Raw genomic sequence first — 19,493 nt, forward strand, 5'->3', positions numbered from 1 at the left:
GTCCTTGTCTACACTATGAAAAGAAATTCCAAACTACACCAAATCGAACAATAAAATCACGATAAGGATAATCTGGAGCGGAATAATAGTTAGGAGCTGAAAACATCGAATTGAAATGCTCGGCCTTTAAAAAGATACGCGTCTGCTTAACCTTTGCATTGATAAAAAAATCCATCAATGGAAAACCTCCCAAATCCTCATCCGTCTGGATGTAGAATTCACCTAATAAAGGATTATATGAATTCATATTATAGGATGTAAAATACTTAAAGGTAAAACCTGTTTGAATATACATTGCCTTTTTGAAAATCTCTTTAGAATAAAACAATGAGTTTCTTGTCGTAAACTGTGGCACATTTAAAACACTGTTTGTTTGTGAAACCGATTGATACATTAAAGTATTATCCAAGGTGAAATTCTTATATGTAATAGCTTTTTTAAACTTGACCTTTAAATAACTTACCGCATCACTTTCTTGATAAGGTTGTACATATTGATTCTCTGACTCATCTTCTGCTATAGTTTGATCTGGGTCTACAGCAAAATATGTATAGTTATCTAAAGAAGTAAATTTCACAGATGCTTCGCCGAAAAGTTTTGAATCTACATCAAACTGCAAGCTATTTGTGTTCACCTTTTCAAAATCATCTGAATGCTGCCAATTGTAATTAGAATAATCACTTTGATATAACAAATAATTAAAGTCTGGCATTTTTGAAGATGAAAATAGAGTAGCACTAAATTCTAAATCATCATTTAACTTATAGCCAGCTGTAGCGTTTAACAAACTGCCCGTTAAATCACCCGATATATTATAAGACATATTACCTTTTAATATAAACCCTCCTATTTTCTTTTTATAGTCTGCCCCAATAGAAACTTCCGTACCCTTTAATTGATGATCAATTTGAGTGCCATCAGAAGTGGTTAGTAAACTATTAAAAAAGTAATTATAACTATATATATTCAAATTACCCTTTAACCTGCCCAAGGTTTTATCATAAAGCTCAGCACTTAACTGATTATACATTGTTTTTAAATTTGCCCTATCAGCTATATCACTATCTAAAAAAGCATCACCAAAGTAATCATCTTGATCATCTTGGTTAAATTTATAGTTTTTTGTTTCATAATTAAAAAGATGTCCTAATGCCAAGGTTGTTTTTTCAAAAGCACTGGAATCTTGTTCTTTTCTAATCAATTTATATTGATTTTCTATAAAATACCTTTTTCCTATCAGTGTATTTTCTGCATCAGTTAAATTCACATCTAAACTAGTACGCGTATTAAAATCATCATCACCAGAAGCAAACTGTGTTTCAGTTTCGCTCAAACCTCCATTTTCCTCAGTATCTATATCTTGGGCAGCTATATGGATTCTAAGACTATACCTATTATTCTTACTTCTATAGGACGCACTTGTTCTAAAGTTACCACTTATTGCTTCAGAATAGTTATACTTACCATAAGACCTAAAACCTTTATAAGCAATCATGTAATTTAATCTTTCTGAAATATTAAAAGTCAACAAAACATCTAAAAGTTGCCCTTCTTCAAAGACAGTTTTAAACATCGCTTCGGTCATTGGAGTTGGCACATGATAATAATTGATATCCTCCATCTCAAAATAATTATAATGTTTTGCAGTAGCCCCTAATTTTGGATAAAACATTGTGGTTTCAAAATCATAGCCTAATTTATTATATGGTTGCCCCATATTTGCAAACGGAAGCAATTCATAATTATCTTTTCTAATATAATTATACAGGTAGTCTTTGTTTATAGTAAGTGTAGTGTCTACAAAAGTGGTATCTCTTGCAAAAGATATTATTTTATAATCTGAAACAATCGGTAGTTCTTCTCCATTCTCACCTAGTTTACCCAATTCTTTATCCGGCTTTTCTGTTACTGCTATAGAATCCGACTCAGAAGGCTTTGGTTTTGGACCTTGTTGTTGCCCCCTACCCAAATGAACTATTAAAATAAAAATTACTAAAAATAAATATCTCATTAACTATTAATTATCAACAACAAAGGTAATTTTTTTGTTGTTAAGAGCGTGTGAAAGTTTAAAATTTTGGTTTAAAAACAAAAACCACGATGAACATCATCGTGGTTTTTAATTTATCCTTAGTAAAAGAATTAATTCTGTTGAGCTTCCCCTATATTTGGATTAGCATTAATTTCTGCCTGGGGTATTTTCCATATCCACTCATCATTTACAGACGGTCTTTCTTGGAAAAATCCATCACCATAAAGCACTTCTGAAGCACCTGAATTTGATTGATCTATACCTTCATCCCAACGAATTTGATCTAAGTAAGAAAAGCCTTCGCCCCACAACTCAACTCTACGCTGAAACTTTATTTCATCTAAAAGCGCTTCTTGAGTGTTAAACAACGTAACATCATAAGCACTATCCCTTGCTTCACCCAAAATTGACAAGGCTGTTTGTGCTCCAGAGATATCAGATAACATTGCTTTAGCTTCCGCTTCAATCAAATACATCTCTGACGAACGCATATAAATAACATCATCTGGATCAATTGAACCTGGGTTTTCTTGTAAAAATTTCATAGAAATATAAGGATGTGTATTATGAGCCGTTGTCATTCCATACTCAGTAATTATAGCTTCCCATGCATCCCAAAAATCATCTTCATTATCATAATTTGGATCTGTTAAATAACTGCCTCCTTGTCCGTTTGACGCACTAGAATTAGTATTTGGAGCTAATGGCAACCATGCTTTAGCTCGATAATCAGTATCAGGAATCTGATCATATATATCACTTCTAATGATTTTAGGATTGGTTCTAGTTTGACTTCCATTAAAAGTTGACCCTATAAAATAAAAATAAGACTGAAAAAAATTTGTTTCCGTATCTATCACAGTCCCTCCCCAAATAACCTCTGAAAGATCAACTGAATTAAAACCTGACAACCAATCAACTTCATCTAACAAAGGATAGTTTTCTCTAGCCAAAACAGCCGCATCAGCAGCAGTCTGCCAATCTCCTTTAGACAGAGCAATTCTAGCTTTTATGCCATACGCAGCATCTATAGAAATATTAGATTTATTATCTGGACCTGATGCATCTTCAAAATAACCAATAGCCAAATCAATATCTTCTTCAATTTGTGTATAAACATCTTCTACAACAGATCGCGCCTCACTAGTATATGGAACCCCTGCATCTAAAACTAAAGGAACACCTAAATCGGTACTAGGGCTACCAATCAAATACCCTTTTGCAAAAGTCGTCACTAGCTGATGATAGGCCCAAGCTCTATAAGCATATGACTGTCCTAATATATTATTTAAATCGGCATCTATTGTTAAATTTCCTTCCGCAACAGTATTAATAATTGAATTAGCTGTAAAAACAAAATGATAACGCTCATACCATAAATTATCAACAGTTGTTGTGTTTGCGTTTGTATGTGCTAACCATTGCAGATCAGCAGTCATCCAACCATTACCTGGTGACGAATGAATAAGATTACCTGCAATAACATCAAAAGATGGCATGTAATAACTCTGACCAGACCTAGAAGAAGTGGTCCCTGGTAGCGGATTTTGCGCATACATTTGTCTATGTAAACCGTTTAATAACAAATCCATATTTTCAGCACTTGACAAAGCATCTGTTGCCGCAATAGCATCTGTTGGTTGTGTTTCGAGAAATTCTTTCTCACAACTTACTAAAACAACCGTTAAGATTGTAAGTAAAATTATATGTGTTTTATGTAACATAATTTTTATTTTTTTGTATTAAGTTTTTACTAAAAAGAAACGTTTACTCCAAAAGATAATACCGATGAAGGGTTATAATCATTTCCTGAAGGTGTTCCCGCTAGGTTATACTGAGGATTTAATCCTGTTCTTTTACTTTTTAGGAAAAGGTTTTCTCCAGAAACAAATAAACGTAATGTATTAACACCTAATCTTTCTGATATATTATCATCTAATACATATGATAAATTAACATTTCTTAATGCTATATAAGAAGCATCAGTTAAAAATCTAGTCGAAAATCTTTGAGACTGATTTGTATTTCCATTTTCTAACCTTGGCACATCTGTTACATCACCTGGTTCACGCCAAGCGTTTAAAGCATCAACATGTAAAGCCTCTCCGTAAACACCCTCACTCATCAAATCTGCATAACCATAATCAAGAATTTTACCTCCAATACCATATACCAAAGTAAAATCTAAGGAAAGTCCTTCATAGTTAAAACTGTTAGAAATAGACCCTATTAAATCTGGAACAGAACTATCGCCAGTGTAAGCTAACCCTGCATCTTGAAAATCATTAGTCGTAGCATGTTCTCCATTTCCATCTAGTACTGCAACTTGTTCTCCTGTATCAATATCTTCTTCAAACATATAGTAAAGCGCATCACCATTATCAATATCTACGCCCGCATAATGATATATATAATAATCGTATGCAGAATGACCTTCAGCCCAACGCTTAGAACCATTTATACTAGGCTCAGGAAGATCTGTTATTTCATTCTTTAAAGTAGAAGCTTGAACAGTTAAATCCCAATTAAATTTTTTAGACTTAAAAAAATGACCTGTCAAACCGATCTCATAACCCGAATTATACAAATCACCTATATTAAAAGGCGCTTCATTTAATCCTTCAGAAGTTGGGATTGGTAAATTATATAATAAATCAGTTGTATTTTTTTTGTAATATTCTACAGAACCCTCAAGTGCATTATTAAATAAACCAAACTCTAATGCTACATCAAAACTTTCACTTGTTTCCCATTTTAAATCATCATTTCCTAAACTAGAAAAATAAATTGCTGGATTACCTGCATTTGAATACAAAGTAGTAAGAGCTTGAGAGATATAGAAACTACCTAAATCATCATTTCCAACTTCACCATAAGAACCTCTTAATTTCAAATTATCAACAAAAGAAATTTCAGACATAAAATCCTCTTGATCAATTCTCCATGAACCTCCTAACGAATAAAAATTACCCCATCTTGAATCTAAACTAAACACAGAACTACCGTCTCTTCTAAAAGATCCACTCAAGTAATATTTATTATCAAAATTATAGTTCAATCTTGCAAAATAACCTTCTAGTTTTTTATCAGAACTATACCCTCCAAGACTTGATACCACAGAAAAATTATCAAACTCATAAATACCATCAGCTGTTTGCGTATTTGCTAATCCATTATTTTCAGAATAGTGTCTATCAAAACTTTCATGCCCTAAAGTAACTTCTAAATTATGTGAACCAAAAGATTTATTATATGTTAATAATTGGGTGAAATTTTCAGTATTTCTTCTAAATCTTGTTTCCCCATATCTACCAGTTGGAGCACCATCACCAACAATTGCATTTTCATAACTTTTATTAATAAAATCCTGAATATCTTGGCCATAATTAATTCTAGCTTTTAAGCCTTCTAAAAGTTTAAATTCAGCAAAATATCTAAAACCTATATTATTAATTTTAGTAACCTCTTCATTCAATATAGCTTCAGCTATACCATGACGACCTGGGTTATAAGGTCTAGTTTGTATATTGTATTCAGAATACCCTTCGCCCAAATCATAAACAGGGTCTCCAGCTTCGTCAACAACAATATTACCGTCTAAATCATTTATATAAACAGGATAAATTGATCCTAAATTTTTCGCCCAAGCAAAAGGGTTTACAGTACTAGTTGTACCTGCACCTGTAGGTCCATGAGAATCTGTTATAGCTAAATTCATCCCACCTCCAAGCGTTAACCAATCAGTAGGTGAAAAATCAGCATTAATTCTAGTAGTTATTCGCTCATAATCACTTTCAATTACATACCCTTCTTCATCTAAATATGAAGCTGAGAAAAACACTTGGTGATTTTCTCCACCTCCAGATATATCTATCGAGTGACTAGTTCTACTACCAGCTCTTTCTAATGCATCATACCAATCAAGACTATTATAGATCAACTCAGCATTTGGATTTATCTTCCCGTCAACTCCAACTATTTGATCATTTGCAACATTAAAAGGGTTGTAACCAAGTCTATTAAATATCGAAGCTGATGCTTCAGCCTCATTACCTGCTCCTCCTAAAGAATTCTTATACGCCTCCCACATTAATTCATAATATTGAGCAGGACCAACAGCCTCATATTCTCCAATTCCTTTTGAAACAATACCAAATTGACTAGTAACATTTACCGTTATTTTAGAATTGTTTCTTCCATTTTTAGTGGTAATTATTACAACTCCATTAGCTGCTCTTGAACCATAAAGAGAGGTTGAAGCCGCATCTTTCAAAACAGTTAATGATTCAATATCATTTTGATTTAAACTAGACAAAGCCCCTTCAAATTGAATACCATCTACAATATATAATGGATCAGTAGACCCCCCATTTAAAGTTCCAACACCTCTAATAACAAGTGAAGGTGAAGATCCTGGCTGACCTGATGACGAAACAAATTGCACACCAGTGGCTTTACCCTCAATTGCAGCAATTGGAGATGTAATACTTCTTAAAGCAAGATCTTTAGAATCAACAACTGCAGCTGAACCTGTAAAAGCCTCCTTAGTAGTAGAACCGTAGGCTACAACTACAACTTCATCAAGTGCTTGTGAATCTTCAAGCAACTGAACATTAATGGTAGAAGAATCACCAACGTTCTTTTCAGTTGTTTTTTGACCTATATAACTAAATTTTAACTTCTGACCAACAGAAGCTATTATAGAATAGTTACCATCAAAATCTGTTTGAGTCCCTTTAGTAGTTCCAACTACAATTATAGATACTCCTGGTAATGCCAGACCAGATTGGTCTGTGACTACACCATTAATCGTTTTTTCTTGAGCATAAGAAAAACTCATTATTAACACCAACAAAGGTGTTAACATACGTGTTAACTTTGGTTTCATAAATATGTATTTTGAATTAGTTGCTCACAAAACTGGTAAAATCAAGTTAATAAAACAACAACAAAAGTTAAATAAATACATAGTATGTTAAAAAAATGTTAGCTTTTATCATTTGACTAAATAATATGTGTGTTTTTTTACCAAATATTATTTTTTTTTAACACAAAACTTAGACAATCACTTAAAAACAATTAAAATATTATACACTTGAACTAGCCGTTGTGTTAAACACTAAAATATTCGTAATCCTTTTCTTCCTTTATTAAGAATTTTACAACTTCATTTATACTATAATAGTTTACAATCTTTAATTGAGCTTATTTAATTTGTTATTTTTACTCATCTATAATTTATGATTAATGAATTTAATAGTATGCTAAAAGATTTCCATTTTGAACATAATGAAATTGGCACTGACGAAGCCGGCAGAGGTTGCCTTGCTGGGCCCGTAACTGCGGCTGCTGTGGTTTTACCCGAAAACTTCAAAAACGTCTTACTAAATGATTCTAAAAAACTTTCTGAAAAGAATAGAGACTTATTAAAACCCATTATTGAAACTACAGCAGTCAGCTTCGGGGTTTATCATATTAAGCCAACTAAAATTGATGAGATTAATATACTCAATGCTTCAATATTAGCTATGCATAAATCCATAGATCAATTAAAAACAGATTCTACACATATTATAGTAGATGGAAATAAATTTAAGGATTATAAAAAATTTACTCACGAATGTATTATTAAAGGAGATAGTAAATACATGAGTATAGCTGCAGCTTCTGTTTTAGCTAAAACATATAGGGATGAATATATGAACAAAATACATTTGGAATACCCTATGTATAATTGGAAAAAGAATAAAGGATACCCAACAAAAGAGCATCGAGAAGCTATTCGTAAATATGGCATAACCAAATACCACAGAAAAAGTTTTAGACAACTACCTGAACAATTAAAACTAGATATATTATAAGGAGTATTTTTTATCATAAAGTGTAAATTTGTAAAAAACACATTTTATGAGAATTAAAATTCTTATCCTAATAGTTGCATTTAACTTTAGTTGTAAAAAAGAAATCGTTACACAGAATTCCATACTTGTAGATGTACCGCAAAATGCATCAGCAATAATTAAAGTAAATGATTTTGATGTTTTTAAAAGTGATTTAAAAAACAACTCTTTTTTAAAAGTTTTTGAAAAAACAAAATTCTTCTCTACCAACACAAAGTCACTTGAACCTTTGGACTATATTAAACCTGAAGGCGAAAGTATTTTAAGTTTTGTAGAAATAGGAAAAGAAAGTTTTGATTTTTTTTATAAAACAGATTCAAATATCAACTTAATAGATATTGACAATCATAAGAATAAAACTATAGAAGAAGTTATTTATGAAAATAAATCTTATAAAAAGATAACTCTAGATGATCAAGTCGTATATACCCACACTAAAGGAAGTTCATTTTTTGCAAGCTCTTCTCAATTATTGATTGAAAATTTAATAAGAACAACAGAAACTCCTGAAACTAACAAAACACTCTTAAAACTATACAACACGGCTTCAAAAAACTCTAATACTGTTGTATTTATAAACACTAAATATAGCAACGGCTTATTAACTGCTAATCTAAAAAATAATATAAAGTTTTCTGATTTCTCTGACTGGGTTTCTTTAGATGCTATTGTCACTCAGAGTGAATTTAAACTTACAGGCATTAGTATATCAGGTAATAATTCACCTCAAAAATTTTCAAGCTTATTTGCTAATGTTAGTCCTTTTGAAAATACAGTTCAAAATTACGCTCCAATAAACTCAAAGGCAGTATTGTCATTCACTTTTGAAAATTTTGAAAATTACTATAACAACCAGCAGAGATATTTAGAAAACCTACCTAAAAAAGATACTATTTTCACCACTACTCAAGAGCTTGGTATCTCTTACATAAACAACAGTAAAACCGCTACTCTTCAAACTTATGATGCTGAAAATATTGTAAAATACATTTCCCTATTTTCAAATAACAATACAAACTACCAAGGAAATGAAATTTTAAAACTGACAAAAAAAGATATTTTAAGTCCGTTTGAATCAATTCTCAAAAATTTTGAAAGTAATTACGCTACTATTTTAGAAAACGCTATTGTTTTTTCTGAAGATATCGAAACAATACAAAACACAATTAGTAATTACAAAAACGAGGCCACATTCAACAAATCTGAAACTTATTTAAGTGCAAAAAATAGCATAGCAGATGCTTCAAACTTACTTTTTATTGCTTCACCTGATGGTATTAATATGCTTAAAGAGGAGGAGCTAAAAGAAGATGTCAATAAAAACCTAACTAAGCTTGACACAAAAGACCAGATTCTAATTGCTCAATTAGTATCTGACCAAAATTTTAATCACACCAGTCTAATTTTAAAAAATAAAATATCTAAAACTACCACTAATATTACAGCTCCGCTATATACAATACATTTAGATGATGAAATTGTTTCTCAACCACAGTTTGCAATTAATCATTTAACTAAGAAAAAAGAAATAGTAGTTCAAGACGAAAAAAATATTCTTTATTTAATATCTACAGAAGGAAAAGTACTTTGGAAAAAAGAATTAAATGGGCGTATTAAAGGAACAATTGAACAAGTAGACCTGTATAAAAACGGTCGTTTACAATTAGCATTCATAACCGATAATCATTTTTATATTTTGGATAGAAATGGAAAAGATGTGCCAACATTTGATATGGACTTTGAAGGTGAAATTTTAAACAGTCTCTCTATATTTGATTATGATAAAAATAGAAATTATCGTTTTGTAATATCTCAAGGCACTAAGCTTCATATGTATGATAATTCAGGTAAAATAGTTTCAGGGTTTAAATACAAGGCGAACCAAAACAAAATTATTAACGCGCCTAAACATTTCAGAATAAAAACAAAAGATTATCTCGTTTTCACCCAAGACAATGATGTTTTACGTATAATTGACCGTATTGGCTCTGATCGAATAAAGGTTAAAGACAAAATTAATTTCTCACAAAATGACATTTACCTTTATAAAAATAAGTTTACCACAACAGATGCAAATGGATTTTTAACTCAAGTAGATGAAAAAGGTACTGCTGTAAAAACAAACTTAAATTTAAATAAAGACCATGGTTTGTATACAACGAGTAATACACTTGTTACAATGAATGATAATACCCTAACTATAAAAGGTAAAAAAACAGAATTGGAATTAGGTGTGTATACGAAGCCCGTAATATTTTTCATCTACAATAAAATTTATGTGAGTGTTACTGATATACAGAATCATAAAATCTATTTGTTCGACAGTAATTCAAAACCAATTCAAAACTTCCCTATATACGGGACTTCACTTATTGACTTAGCGGATATTGATAATGATAAGAAATTAGAGCTTGTTACTAAAGATTTAGACAACTCATTAATTGTATACAAAATCAATTAAAAAATACCATTAATACAGATTTTACAACCATCTATACAAATAAATAATTGCTTTATAAAAATCTTTGTAAATTTATTAAGTTTAAAAATAAACACAACCACTAAGTATAATAGTACAGATAAAAAAACCGAGACTAAATCTCGGTTTTTTCTTTTATAAAAGTAGCTTCAAATAGTTTTTCAAAATTATCGAGTATCTTCTGTTGTACTTCTTTAATTGAAATTTCTTTTTTCCCTAACTCAACATTTAATGAGGTAACCGCTTTATCTTTTATTCCACACGGAATCATTAAATCAAAGTATCCTAAATCTGCATTAATATTCAATGCAAAACCATGCATTGTTACCCAACGACTGGCACGAACCCCCATAGCACATATTTTGCGAGCAAAAGGCGTTCCTACATCTAACCAAACTCCTGTTTCTCCGTCTGAGCGTTCTGCTTTAAGACCATAATCTGCTAAAGTGAGAATTACAATCTCTTCTAAAAAACGAAGATATTTATGAATATCTGTAAAAAAATTATCTAAGTCTAAAATAGGGTAACCTACTATTTGTCCCGGTCCGTGATAAGTAATATCACCACCTCTATTAATTTTATAAAATGTAGCTCCTTTCGCTTCTAACTGGGTCTCATCTATCAATAAATTATCAATATTTCCACTTTTACCTAAAGTATAAACATGTGGATGTTCTACAAAAAGAAAATAATTAGGAGTCGCAATACTAAGCTGCTCTCGTCTATTCTTAATCTTTATATCCAAAATAGATTTAAAAAGTGCTTCTTGATAATCCCAAGTTTCTTTATAATCTTTTAAACCTAAATGCTGTAGTATAACTTCCTTATTCATTATAGCAAAGATACAATTTTAAAGAATTACAAAACACCAGTTATGGTCGCCTACCTATTGAGAATCTGGATTATTTAATATTACTAATGCTGCAATAACGCCAGGCACCCAACCACAAAGAGTTAATAAAAATACAATTACTATTGATCCGCATCCTTTACCAATTACTGCTAGTGGCGGAAAAAAAATAGCTAATAAGACTCTCCAAATACTCATTTATTTTGATTTTGATTGATGAATTTAACTATTAGACGATAGCATACAAAATATGTTACACTTATTTTATAAAAAAGGTATAAGCTAATAATTGTTTTTCAGATTGATGATTTGAAGCATAGTGCCTATATTTGCACCCTTAATTATTAGAAAATGCAACTTTCAGAACAAGAGGTAATCAGAAGAGAGAAATTAGCCAAATTACGAGAATTAGGCATTGACCCATATCCAGCGGCACTATACCCTGTTGATGCAACATCAACAAGTATAAAACAGAATTATATTGAAGGTAAAAAGGTGATTCTTGCAGGTAGATTAATGCGTAAGAAAATACAAGGTAAAGCCTCTTTTGCTGAACTTCAAGATAGTGAAGGTCGTATTCAAGTATATTTTAATAGAGATGAAATATGTACTGGTAACGACCATTCTAAATACAATGATATTTTTAAAAAACTAATAGATTTAGGTGATATTATAGGTATTGAAGGTGAACTTTTTACAACGCTAGTTGGCGAAAAAACTGTTTTAGTAAAAGATTTTACAATACTATGTAAATCTTTACGCCCTTTACCTTTGCCAAAAGTTGATCCTGATGGTAAAGTTCATGATGAATTTAATGATCCTGAATTACGTTACCGTCAACGTTATGTTGATTTAATTGTAAACCCATCTGTCAAAGAGACTTTTGTTAAAAGAACAAAAATCACAAACAGTATTCGTTCTTTCTTTAATGAAAGAGAATATTTAGAAGTTGAAACTCCTATTTTACAACCAATTCCTGGTGGTGCATCTGCAAGACCATTTTTAACTCATCATAATGCATTAAACATACCATTGTATTTACGTATTGCAAATGAACTTTACTTAAAAAGATTAATTGTTGGTGGTTTTGATGGTGTCTATGAATTCTCTAAAGATTTTAGGAATGAAGGGATGGATCGAACTCATAATCCTGAGTTTACAGTAATGGAGCTTTATGTCGCTTATAAAGACTACCATTGGATGATGGATATGACTGAGCAATTGTTAGAAAAAATTGCAATTGATGCTAATGGAACTTCAAAAACGCAAGTTGGTGAAAATGAAATAGAATTTAAAGCACCTTACCCAAGAGTTCCTATTTTAGAAGCTATTAAAGAACATACGGGCTATGATGTTGCTGGTATGGAAGAAGATGAGCTACGTGAAGTTGGTAAAAAACTTGGACTAGAAGTTGACGAAACTATGGGCGTTGGCAAATTAATTGATGAGATTTTTGGTGAAAAATGTGAACATTTATATATACAACCAACATTTATAACTGACTACCCCAAAGAAATGAGTCCGTTAACTAAAGAGCATAGAGATAATCCTGATCTTACAGAGCGTTTTGAATTAATGGTAAATGGTAAAGAATTAGCAAATTGCTATTCTGAGCTTAACGATCCTATTGATCAAAGAGAACGTTTTGAAGATCAATTAAAATTATCAGCAAAAGGCGATGATGAAGCCATGTTTATTGATCAAGACTTTTTAAGAGCTTTAGAATACGGTATGCCTCCTACAAGTGGTATTGGTATTGGTATTGACCGCTTGGTAATGTTAATGACCAATAACTCTTCAATACAAGAAGTTTTATTCTTCCCTCAAATGCGACCTGAGAAAAAACAAATAGAACTTTCTGATAATGAAAAAATAGTTTTTGAAATTTTAAAGAAGCAATCACAAATGTCACTTACTATTTTAAAAAATGAATCTGGATTAAGTAATAAAGCTTGGGATAAAACAATAAAATCTTTGGGTAAATTAGGACTTACAAAAGTTACTAAAACTGAAAATGACTTAATAGTTGAATTGCAAGATTGAATTTAACAGCGATTTTTACACTAAAGGGAGGTCTATGGCCTCCCTTTTTTTTATGGTATAAAGTATCTAAAAAAACAAAGCCTCTGAAAACAGAGGCTTTGAATTGACTAATTCTAATAAAAACTACTTTACAAAAGTTTTTCGTTTTGATTTTCGAATATACTATAAAGACGTTTAAAATCCATATTTGTTACACAGAACTTTAAATATTAACAATATTTTCGCTAATATGCTGTATTTTAACTCTTTTAGTCAAAATTAGAAGCCCAATTTTAACAACTAAAAACCAAAGTGGTTAAGAATTCGTTAACAAAAAATAAAAATATATTCTCGTAATTTGAGATAGACTAATTAATTATAAACTAAGCATGTTACAAAAATTACTTCAGAAAACGCTCTTTGTTTTCTTATTGGTAGGTTGCTTTACAACAACCGAAGCCCAAATTTTTAAAAAGAAAAAATCAAAACCAGAAACCGAAAAATCAAAACCTAAAAAAGGCGGTATTCAACCTTATAGTAAGGTAATTACAAAAGAAGCTAAAACCGATAAAGGTTTGTTTGATGTTCATACTATTGACAGCAAATATTTTTATGAAATTCCAGATTCTTTATTTAACAAAGAGATGTTAATGGTTAGCCGTATTTCTAAAACTGCAGCTGGCATAGGTTTTGGTGGCGGAAAAATTAATACACAAGTTTTACGATGGGAGAAAAAAGATAAAAAAGTTTTAGTTCGTGTTGTTTCTTATGATGTTGTGGCTGCTGATTCTTTACCAGTTCATGAAGCTGTAGTAAATTCAAATTTTGAGCCTGTTTTATTTTCTTTCGATATTAAAGCTTTAAAAAAAGACTCAATAACACCAGCTACAGTAATTGATGTTACTGATTTATTTAAAAAAGATGTTAATGCTCTTGGCATGCCGTCTTTCTACAAAAAAAGATATAAAGTGTCTCGTTTAGATGCTGATAGAAGTTATATTGAATCTATAAAAAGTTATCCTTTAAATGTAGAAGCAAGACATGTAAAAACATATGCTTCAGGTTCAGCACCATCAAATAGTAGTTTGGGTTCTATATCTATAGAGATTAATAACTCTATGATTCTACTTCCTGAAGAACCAATGAAACGTAGGTATTTTGACGAACGTGTTGGTTGGTTTGCTCGCGGGCAAGTTGATTATGGTTTGGAGGCCCAAGAAAGCAAAACCGTAACATATTTAGACCGCTGGAGGTTAGAAGTTAAAGATGAAGATTTAGAAAAATTCAAAAAAGGAGAATTAGTAGAACCTAAAAAGCAAATTGTTTACTATATAGATCGTGCTACTCCTAAAGAATGGGTGCCTTACATAAAACAAGGTGTTGAAGATTGGCAAGTTGCTTTTGAAGCTGCAGGTTTTAAAAATGCTATTATTGCTAAAGACCCTCCGACTATTGAAGAAGATCCTGATTGGTCACCTGAAGATGTACGCTATTCTGTAGTGCGTTATTTAGCATCACCAATACCAAATGCAAATGGTCCGCACGTGAGCGACCCAAGAACAGGAGAAATTCTAGAGTCTGATATAAACTGGTACCATAATGTAATGACTTTATTACGTAACTGGTATTTTGTACAAACAGCAGCAATTAATGAAGATGCTAGAGGTGTAGCATTTAAAAATGAAGTTATGGGACGTTTAATTCGTTTTGTATCATCACACGAAGTTGGCCACACCTTAGGTTTACCTCATAATATGGGTAGTAGTGTTGCGTACCCTGTAGACTCTTTACGTTCTGCAACTTTCACTAAAAAATACGGAACAGCTCCATCAATTATGGACTATGCACGTTTTAACTATGTTGCTCAACCTGGAGATGAAGGTGTTGCTTTAATGCCTGAAATTGGCATTTATGATAAGTATTCAATTAATTGGGGTTATAGACCAATTATGGATAAAACTGCTGAGGAAGAGAAAAAAGTATTAGACAAATGGATTTTAGAGCATGACGGAGATCCTCTATATAGATTCGGACACCAACAAGCTGGTGATGTAGTTGACCCAAGTTCACAAACTGAAGATTTAGGTGATGATGCTGTAAAAGCAAGTTTATATGGTATTGCTAATTTAAAACGTATTGTTCCAAATTTAGCAACTTGGATTGCTGAAGATGGCAAAAAATATGATGATTTAGGAACGTTATACGCTCAAGTTTTATCTCAGTATAATAGATACATGGGCCACGTTTCAAATAATATTGGTGGTGTTTATGAGCATTATAAAACTTTTGATCAAGAAGGAGCTGTATATACACCTGTTGCTAAAGAGCGTCAAAAAAATAGTATGAAATTCATACAAGATGAATTATTTAAAACCCCTGCTTGGTTATTAGATCAAAACATTTTTAATAAGATTGAATTTTCAGGATCTATAGAACGCATCCGTTCTTACCAAGTTAGAACTTTAGATAATATTTTAAGCTTAAGTAAAATGGCTCGTATTATTGAAAATGAAACTGCTAATGGTAGTGAAGCTTATGCACTTACTAGTATGATGAAAGATTTACGTACTGGAATCTGGTCTGAGTTATCAAGAGGCGGTAAAATTGACACTTACCGTAGAAATTTACAAAAAGCACATATTGATAGGTTAGGTTATTTAATGACTGCTGAAACTCCAACACAAAGTAGAAGAAACCGTAGTCCTTATATTAAAGTAACTGCTATTAACACAAGTCAATCTGATATTAGATCAGTAGCAAGAGCTGAACTAAATATTCTAAAAAGAAGTATTAGAAGTGCAATTGCTAGAACATCTGATAGCATGAGCAAATATCATTTACAAGATGCTTTAGAACGCATAAATATGATATTAGACCCTAAGTAGTAAAAGGTTAAAATATAAGAAGCGGTATGATTTACTTATTATACCGCTTTTTTCATACGCTGGTTTTAACATTTTCGATTAAAAACAACTTCTATCGATTAATAACATTTTGAAAAAAACAATCTACTTTTCACATACATATTTCTACTATTGACAACATACAAATAATAGGTATATAAATACTTTTTAAATTTGAAATATATTAAAAACAAGATTGGAGTATGTCGAAGAAGATGTTGAGTTTTATTTATTTATCAGTTTTTATTTTAACTTGTGCAGCCTATAAAGCACTCACTAACAAAGAAAAAGAAGAAAATAAAGAGGATGCTTATAGCTCCGTAACCAATGACAATATAGATGAAGAAAATGATACAACTTATGATTATATAATTCTGAATTAAGAAAAACATTCAACCTACTTTTTGCTAAGAAAACTAAAAGGCACGGATTTTAATTCCGTGCCTTTTTATGTTTAAAAAAATAACTTTTCACAACTAATAACAATATTTACACACCCCTAATTATATCTATTCACAACAATAAAAGAAAAGAAATAATTAAATCGTATGTATTTTCTTACTTTTGTAATGCCCAAATGAATGATTATTATGAAAGAGAAAATTAAAAGCCTACTATTTTTAATATGCTTTATTATATCTGCATTAGTCTACTATCAAATTGAACAGAAAGATAAAGCGACATATGAAACTATTAATAGATCACGTTTTGTATCTATAAAAGTTGAAGATAGTCAAGAAACAGAAAGTTATGATGACATCCCCGATATTATAATTCACGAAAAAGAATAAATTACGACAATAGCATTAAGATAAAGCAACAAATTACATTTGTTGCTTTTTTATTCCCAAAAGTTAAAATATTACTAATAACTAAACCTTTTGAATGATTCATTGTCATAGATGTATAATTTAAAAACAAAAATCATGAAAAAAGTAATAACAATTTTAGTGTTAAGTATAGGATTAAATGCAATGGCTCAAGGAAAAAGAGGACATGACTATACACCAGAACAGATGGCAACCTTATCAAGTAAAAAAATGACACTTGCTTTAGATTTAAATGAAGATCAGCAAGCAGAAATTTACAAAATGGATCTTGAAACTGCTAAAGACAAAAAAGCTAAAATGGCTGAACGTAAAAAAGCTAATAAAGACGAAGAAAGAAAAAAACCTAGTTCAGATGAACGTTTTGAAAGAGAATCAAAAATGTTAGATCAAAAGATTGCTAAAATGAAAAAGATGAAATCAATATTATCTAAAGAGCAATTTGAGAAGTGGCAAAAAATGCAAAAGAACAGAATGAAAAAAGGACACGGAGATCGTAAAAAACATTCTAGAAAAAAAGGAGATAAGAAACAACATACTGAAATTGAAGAATAACTTAAATAGAGCCGATAAAATTATCGGCCCTATTTAAACCTTTTTATTAAAACATAATCTTATGACTATCTAATCATTAAAAATTAAGAACATGAAAAAAGTAATAACACTTATCGTATTATTTATTGGTATTAATGCTATTGCACAGCAAAGAGAAAGAAGAGATATTGATCCTGAAGAATTTGCAACAAAAAATACTGAAAGGTTGACAAAATCTCTTGATTTAAGCGAAGATCAGCAAACTAAAATTTATAATCTGAATCTTAAAAATGCTGAAGAAAGAAAAGCCGCAATGGAAGCACGTAAAAGCGGCGAAAGAACAAAACCTTCAGAAGAAGAACGTGAAGCTATGAAAGCTCAAATGGACGCAAAACGTGAAGAACAAAAAGAAGAAATGAAAAACATTTTATCAGATGAGCAGTTTCAAAAATGGGAAACTATTCAAGAAGAAATGAAAGATAAAAGAGGCGGTGGTAGAAGAGGACAGAAATAAATGAAGTTTGAGCTACCCTATGCAGTGGAAATAAAACCGATACTTAAATTAGTATCGGTTTTATTATTTACTTAAAAACTTAGTGTACCATTTGCCTGAAGCTTTCACAATTCTTTTTTGAGTTTCAAAATCTATATGTACCAAACCAAACCTTGGTTTGTATCCTTCTGCCCATTCAAAATTATCCATAAAAGTCCACACAAAATATCCATCTATTTTTAAACCTTTCCTTTTAGCTTTATATACTTGTTTTAAATACGCTTTCAAAAAATTTACTCTTCTAATATCGTCAACTTCACCGTTTTCAACAACATCTTTAAAAGCAGCACCATTTTCAGTAATTATAATCTTATTGACTCCTTTATACTCATTAAATTGTTTTATCATTTTAAAAATACTTTTGGGGTAAACTTCCCAATTCATCATTGTAGTCCTAACATTTCTTTTATTCGCTTCAACAATTTTAGCACTTAAATAGGGTACTAAATAACTATGTTTAACAACTTCACGCGTATAGTTTTGGATACCAATGAAGTCAAATTCAAATATTGCATTTTTTTCGTCTCCGGGTTGAATATAGTTTTTGATCTTTTTTAAAACTGGTGCAGCGTCAAAAGGGTAACCTAATCCCAACGAAGGTTCTATAAAAAGTCTATTCAACATTGCGTCAGCTTTTTTAGCTGCTACTATATTTTTATGCTTTTTATCTACAGGGGTAATATATGAACAAGAAAATGTTGTCCCAATAAATGCATCAGCAACTAGTTCTCTTAAAATTCTACCACCAGCTGCTTGGCATAAAACAGCATGATGTACTGCTGGTAAAAAGTTCTTTAAACCCTTTTTACCAGGTGCATGAACTCCTAAAAAATAACCTGCGCCAGTAAAAACCATTGGTTCATTCAAAACCATCCATTTTTTTACACGATCACCAAAATGTTTTGCGCATACAGTTGAAAAAGTCTTAAACCAATTGACTACCTCTCTATTTGTCCAACCACCTTTATCTTCTAAAGCTTGTGGTAAATCCCAGTGGTAAAGAGTTACCCAAGGTGTAATACCATGTTCTAAACAAAAATTGATAACATTATTATAAAACTCAACACCTTTTTCACTTACTTCTCCTACTCCATTAGGAATAATTCGTGACCATGACAATGAAAAACGAAATTCTTTAATATTCATTTTTTTTAGCAACAGAATATCCTCCTGATATTTATGATAGAAATCACAAGATACTTGAGCATGTTCATTCTTATAGATAGCACCTTTTTTTTTAGTAAAATTGTCCCAGATAGATTCTCCTTTATCATCAACATCATGCGCACCTTCTATTTGATAAGCAGCAACAGATACACCCCAAACAAAGTCTTCACCAAAATTTTTACGTGATAATTTTGATTTTTTTAAACTAGAAGTAATATTCATAATA

The 19,493-nt window shown here is 31.0% G+C and carries 14 protein-coding genes; 8 read left to right on the forward strand and 6 right to left on the reverse strand.

The genetic code is table 11. From position 1 onward, the window contains the following. Positions 1 to 13: 13 nt before the first annotated feature. From KO500_RS02760 to KO500_RS02770, 3 genes are all read right to left on the reverse strand, one after another. Positions 14 to 2,011 carry a putative porin gene (locus KO500_RS02760; RefSeq protein ID WP_215954975.1) on the reverse strand — a complete coding sequence of 666 codons (1,998 nt, stop codon included), beginning with the start codon at positions 2,009 to 2,011 and terminating at the stop codon, positions 14 to 16. A gap of 131 nt (positions 2,012 to 2,142) precedes the next feature. After that, on the reverse strand, positions 2,143 to 3,756 hold the full coding sequence (locus KO500_RS02765) for a RagB/SusD family nutrient uptake outer membrane protein (protein WP_215954976.1): 1,614 nt from the start codon (positions 3,754 to 3,756) through the stop codon (positions 2,143 to 2,145). A 29-nt stretch (positions 3,757 to 3,785) separates the two neighbouring features. Then, the gene (locus KO500_RS02770) at positions 3,786 to 6,920 is read right to left on the reverse strand and encodes a SusC/RagA family TonB-linked outer membrane protein (RefSeq protein WP_215954977.1); all 3,135 of its coding nucleotides are present in this window, start codon (positions 6,918 to 6,920) and stop codon (positions 3,786 to 3,788) included. A gap of 373 nt (positions 6,921 to 7,293) precedes the next feature. On the opposite strand from KO500_RS02770, the gene KO500_RS02775 reads away from it, so the two are divergent. Together KO500_RS02775 and KO500_RS02780 are read left to right on the forward strand one after the other, a co-directional pair. Then, the gene (locus KO500_RS02775) at positions 7,294 to 7,893 is read left to right on the forward strand and encodes a ribonuclease HII (RefSeq protein ID WP_215954978.1); all 600 of its coding nucleotides are present in this window, start codon (positions 7,294 to 7,296) and stop codon (positions 7,891 to 7,893) included. 46 nt (positions 7,894 to 7,939) lie between these two features. Beyond that, entirely contained in the window at positions 7,940 to 10,393 is a 2,454-nt protein-coding gene (locus tag KO500_RS02780; RefSeq protein WP_215954979.1) for a ribonuclease HII, read from the forward strand. 133 nt (positions 10,394 to 10,526) lie between these two features. Here the strand turns inward: KO500_RS02780 and lipB are convergent, their stop codons facing one another. Both lipB and KO500_RS02790 read right to left on the reverse strand, forming a co-directional pair. Continuing rightward, complete coding sequence (lipB, locus tag KO500_RS02785) at positions 10,527 to 11,243, reverse strand: lipoyl(octanoyl) transferase LipB (RefSeq protein ID WP_215954980.1); 717 nt, start codon at positions 11,241 to 11,243, stop codon at positions 10,527 to 10,529. A gap of 54 nt (positions 11,244 to 11,297) precedes the next feature. Next, positions 11,298 to 11,459 (reverse strand): YqaE/Pmp3 family membrane protein, encoded by a 162-nt coding sequence (locus tag KO500_RS02790; protein ID WP_215954981.1) that lies wholly within the window; start codon positions 11,457 to 11,459, stop codon positions 11,298 to 11,300. 153 nt (positions 11,460 to 11,612) lie between these two features. On the opposite strand from KO500_RS02790, the gene lysS reads away from it, so the two are divergent. From lysS to KO500_RS02820, 6 genes are all read left to right on the forward strand, one after another. After that, complete coding sequence (gene lysS, locus KO500_RS02795) at positions 11,613 to 13,304, forward strand: lysine--tRNA ligase (protein WP_215954982.1); 1,692 nt, start codon at positions 11,613 to 11,615, stop codon at positions 13,302 to 13,304. 368 nt (positions 13,305 to 13,672) lie between these two features. Continuing rightward, positions 13,673 to 16,168, forward strand: coding sequence for a zinc-dependent metalloprotease (locus KO500_RS02800; RefSeq protein WP_215954983.1), 2,496 nt, complete (start codon positions 13,673 to 13,675; stop codon positions 16,166 to 16,168). 221 nt (positions 16,169 to 16,389) lie between these two features. Further along, positions 16,390 to 16,569: a hypothetical protein gene (locus tag KO500_RS02805; RefSeq protein ID WP_215954984.1), complete on the forward strand. Its 180-nt coding sequence runs from the start codon at positions 16,390 to 16,392 to the stop codon at positions 16,567 to 16,569. Between the two features lie 207 nt (positions 16,570 to 16,776). Next, complete coding sequence (locus tag KO500_RS02810) at positions 16,777 to 16,977, forward strand: hypothetical protein (RefSeq protein ID WP_215954985.1); 201 nt, start codon at positions 16,777 to 16,779, stop codon at positions 16,975 to 16,977. Between the two features lie 135 nt (positions 16,978 to 17,112). Continuing rightward, positions 17,113 to 17,568 (forward strand): hypothetical protein, encoded by a 456-nt coding sequence (locus tag KO500_RS02815; RefSeq protein WP_215954986.1) that lies wholly within the window; start codon positions 17,113 to 17,115, stop codon positions 17,566 to 17,568. Between the two features lie 91 nt (positions 17,569 to 17,659). Further along, positions 17,660 to 18,061, forward strand: coding sequence for a DUF4890 domain-containing protein (locus KO500_RS02820; protein ID WP_215954987.1), 402 nt, complete (start codon positions 17,660 to 17,662; stop codon positions 18,059 to 18,061). 63 nt (positions 18,062 to 18,124) lie between these two features. Here the strand turns inward: KO500_RS02820 and KO500_RS02825 are convergent, their stop codons facing one another. Next, positions 18,125 to 19,489, reverse strand: coding sequence for a GH1 family beta-glucosidase (locus KO500_RS02825; protein ID WP_215954988.1), 1,365 nt, complete (start codon positions 19,487 to 19,489; stop codon positions 18,125 to 18,127). Positions 19,490 to 19,493: the final 4 nt, after the last annotated feature.

Origin of the sequence: Cellulophaga baltica, from assembly GCF_018861125.1 — a bacterium.
GTDB lineage: Bacteria > Bacteroidota > Bacteroidia > Flavobacteriales > Flavobacteriaceae > Cellulophaga > Cellulophaga baltica_A.

Coding starts and splice junctions, on each gene's coding strand:
- KO500_RS02760 (WP_215954975.1), bottom strand. CDS start 2,011: ATGAGATATTTATTTTTAGTAATTTTTATTTTAATAGTTCATTTGGGT.
- KO500_RS02765 (WP_215954976.1), bottom strand. CDS start 3,756: ATGTTACATAAAACACATATAATTTTACTTACAATCTTAACGGTTGTT.
- KO500_RS02770 (WP_215954977.1), bottom strand. CDS start 6,920: ATGAAACCAAAGTTAACACGTATGTTAACACCTTTGTTGGTGTTAATA.
- KO500_RS02775 (WP_215954978.1), top strand. CDS start 7,294: ATGCTAAAAGATTTCCATTTTGAACATAATGAAATTGGCACTGACGAA.
- KO500_RS02780 (WP_215954979.1), top strand. CDS start 7,940: ATGAGAATTAAAATTCTTATCCTAATAGTTGCATTTAACTTTAGTTGT.
- lipB (WP_215954980.1), bottom strand. CDS start 11,243: ATGAATAAGGAAGTTATACTACAGCATTTAGGTTTAAAAGATTATAAA.
- KO500_RS02790 (WP_215954981.1), bottom strand. CDS start 11,459: ATGAGTATTTGGAGAGTCTTATTAGCTATTTTTTTTCCGCCACTAGCA.
- lysS (WP_215954982.1), top strand. CDS start 11,613: ATGCAACTTTCAGAACAAGAGGTAATCAGAAGAGAGAAATTAGCCAAA.
- KO500_RS02800 (WP_215954983.1), top strand. CDS start 13,673: ATGTTACAAAAATTACTTCAGAAAACGCTCTTTGTTTTCTTATTGGTA.
- KO500_RS02805 (WP_215954984.1), top strand. CDS start 16,390: ATGTCGAAGAAGATGTTGAGTTTTATTTATTTATCAGTTTTTATTTTA.
- KO500_RS02810 (WP_215954985.1), top strand. CDS start 16,777: ATGAAAGAGAAAATTAAAAGCCTACTATTTTTAATATGCTTTATTATA.
- KO500_RS02815 (WP_215954986.1), top strand. CDS start 17,113: ATGAAAAAAGTAATAACAATTTTAGTGTTAAGTATAGGATTAAATGCA.
- KO500_RS02820 (WP_215954987.1), top strand. CDS start 17,660: ATGAAAAAAGTAATAACACTTATCGTATTATTTATTGGTATTAATGCT.
- KO500_RS02825 (WP_215954988.1), bottom strand. CDS start 19,489: ATGAATATTACTTCTAGTTTAAAAAAATCAAAATTATCACGTAAAAAT.